Genomic DNA, 2719 nt, shown 5'->3' on the forward strand with positions numbered 1-2719 from the left:
GCCGGGCGGCGGACACCGCCCCGGTCCGGCCCGGCAGTTGCGGGCAGGCCCGTACGACCCGGGCAGCGGCGGGTCCGGGGCAACGGCGCCCGCGGCGGCAACGGCGGCGGCTGGTTCGGCGGGGCCGGCGAATCGGGCGGCGGCAACCCGGGCAACCTGTCCGCCGCGGGCGGCGGGGGCGGCAGCAGCCACGCGGTACCCGCCGCCACCGACGTCCTGCTGCTCAACGAGATCCACCGCCCCCTGACGGTGAGCGCCAACACGGGAGGGATCGAGGTCTCCGGCAACACCGTCACGGCCCCGGTCGCGATCACCGGGAGCAGCTGCAGCGACCTACTCCCCGACGACGCCGCCGTCCCCGCCCTCCGGGCCAACACGGTCTCCGGCCCGCTGCGCCGCGAGGGCAACGAACCGGAACTGGACCAGGCCGACAACACCACCGGGGCACCGCGCTACGGCCAGTGCCGCTAGGAGCTGCCTTCACAGGGCACTCGGGTGGTCGATTCAGGGGCGCGTGGGGCTCCTATGTGGCATCCGTACGCCTTTGAGGACACGTCCTAGCCCCGCGGCCCGGGGCTCGGAGGAGCCGGGCCGGCCCCGCCGGGCCGGCCCCGCCCGGGTCAGGTCAGGGAGCCGACGTGGGCGAGGGCCCGCTTGAGAAGCACGCCCTGCCCGCCGGGCATCTCCTGCTGCACCAGCGGCGACGCGGCCTCCTCCGGGCTGAACCAGACCAGGTCGAGCGCGTCCTGCCGCGGCCGGCAGTCGCCGGCCACCGGGATGACGTAGGCGAGGGACACCGCGTGCTGCCGGGGGTCGTGGAACTCGGTGATGCCCAGCGTCGGGAAGTACTCGGCGACGGTGAACGGCTGCAGCGAGGCGGGGATCCGCGGCAGCGCCACCGGGCCGAGGTCCTTCTCCAGGTGCCGCAGCAGCGCGTCGCGGATCCGCTCGTGGTGCAGCACCCGCCCGGAGACCAGCGTCCGGCTGACCGTGCCGTCCGGCCCGATCCGCAGCAGCAGGCCGATCTGCTTGACCTCACCGGTGTCGTCGACGCGGACCGGCACCGCCTCGACGTACAGGATCGGCATCCGGGCCCGCGTGGACTCGAGCTCCTCGGGAGCGAGCCAGCCCGGCGTGGTTTCCGTCATGTCAGACATTCGCCGATCCTACGTGCCCCGGCCCCCTCCGCGCCGACGCCCCGCCCCGCGGCGGAGCCGTGGCGCCTCGTCAGGTCTCCTCGCGGAACGGTCTTCCCCTGCACCGGACCGGCCGGCGGCGGCCGGACGGGGCAGGACGGTCACGTGTTCGCCGGAGCGCCCGGGCCGGCGCCGATCGCTGCTCCGGCCGGCCGGGCCGCGGACGGGTGCGCGGCCACTGCCCGTCCGGGCTCAGCAGGGCCGCACCGCCTCGGTACGGGCGGGCACCAGCGAAGGGACGGTGATCCGGCGGCGGTTGGCCCGGCGGAACTCCTCGGCCACCCGCCCGCAGTCCCGGCACTCCTCCAGGTGGCGGGCCAGCTCCTTGCCGCGCCGGCGCCCCGGCCGGCGCGCGGCGCCGGTCAGCAGGGAGGTGAAGTAGTGGCACTCCAGGCCGGTGCCCTCGTCCACGTGCGCGCGCAGGTACGCCTCGCGCAGCCCCGCACGGGCACGGGCCGCGAGGGAGCGGACCCCGCTCGGCGTCATGCTCATCCGCTGGGCGACGACGGCGGCCGACTCGCCCTCGACCACGAAGAACCAGAGCAGCACCTGCCATCGCTCGGGGAGGGCCCGGTAGGCCCGGGCGACCATCGCCGTCTCCTCGGCCGCCAGCAGTGCCCCGTCGGTCTCCGCCTCGTCGGCCAGGCACTCGGCCCAGGAGTTGAAGTCCTCCGGCAGCAGGACGCGGTCGGTGGTCTGGGCGCTCCACTCCATGGCGGTCCGGCGGACGCAGGCCTTCAGGTACGGGCGCCAGGCGTGCCGCGGGCCGCGCCCGCGGGCGACGGACAGGTAGGTGCTCGCGTAGGCCTCGGCGGCGAGGTCCTGCGCGGTCTGCGGGTCACGGCAGTAGCGGCGGGCGTAGGCGAGCACGGCGCTGTGGTGGCGGGTGAACACCTCCGCCATCACGTCCCGGATACGGGAGTTGCCGGTCGCGGTCGGGGTGGTGGTGAGCTCGGCCGCGAGTTCGGCGTCGCTCAGCGTGCTCAGGCCCGATTCGGTTGTGGTGGTCCGAACGGTCATCTGTTCCTCCTCAGCTGTGGCCTCGCACGGCGGGGAGTTCGCGGACCCGGGGTGGCGGCCGCAGGGCCGGCCGGGACGGGGAACTGCCTGGGTGGAGGGCATCGGCGGCGGTTCTGCTGCTGGGGCCGCCGGGACGGTGTGGCAGGAAGGGCCACAGCACACCAGTCCCATGGGTTTCAGGGCAACTGTCCGCAAAACCGCCGTACGCCGGTTGATTCCGGATCCGAATGTGGGGAAACCGCGTACAGGGCGGCCCGGCGGGGCGCGAACGGCGCTGCACGCGCCCCCGGAGGCCGGGAGCCGCATGCCGTGACACCGTGGCGGGGCCCCGTCAAGTAGCCCGAGCGGGAAATGTCCGGAAAGCCCATACGGCATTCGCATGGTTGAACGTCTTCGCCGGGCCCGTTTCATGACACTGTGTCAGATTGTGCCGTGACTCTCCGGCAGCGGGCGGGCATCGCACAGCGACAACGGGGCGGGGGTTCCGCCGGCCGGTGCCGGCG

Annotated in this window: 2 protein-coding genes and 1 pseudogene; 1 reads left to right on the forward strand and 2 read right to left on the reverse strand. The window is 74.7% G+C overall.

The window, feature by feature from the left end; translation table 11 throughout:
- Positions 1–471 (forward strand): annotated as a pseudogene (locus tag ACFV0G_RS38010) (hypothetical protein); the annotation flags it as partial.
- A gap of 149 nt (positions 472–620) precedes the next feature.
- Here the strand turns inward: ACFV0G_RS38010 and ACFV0G_RS38015 are convergent.
- Both ACFV0G_RS38015 and ACFV0G_RS38020 read right to left on the reverse strand, forming a co-directional pair.
- On the reverse strand, positions 621–1148 hold the full coding sequence (locus ACFV0G_RS38015) for an NUDIX hydrolase family protein (RefSeq protein WP_380558012.1): 528 nt from the start codon (positions 1146–1148) through the stop codon (positions 621–623).
- A gap of 240 nt (positions 1149–1388) precedes the next feature.
- Positions 1389–2216: an RNA polymerase sigma factor gene (locus ACFV0G_RS38020; RefSeq protein ID WP_380558009.1), complete on the reverse strand. Its 828-nt coding sequence runs from the start codon at positions 2214–2216 to the stop codon at positions 1389–1391.
- Positions 2217–2719: the final 503 nt, after the last annotated feature.

Source organism: Kitasatospora sp. NPDC059571 (genome assembly GCF_042735675.1).
Lineage (GTDB): Bacteria > Actinomycetota > Actinomycetes > Streptomycetales > Streptomycetaceae > Kitasatospora.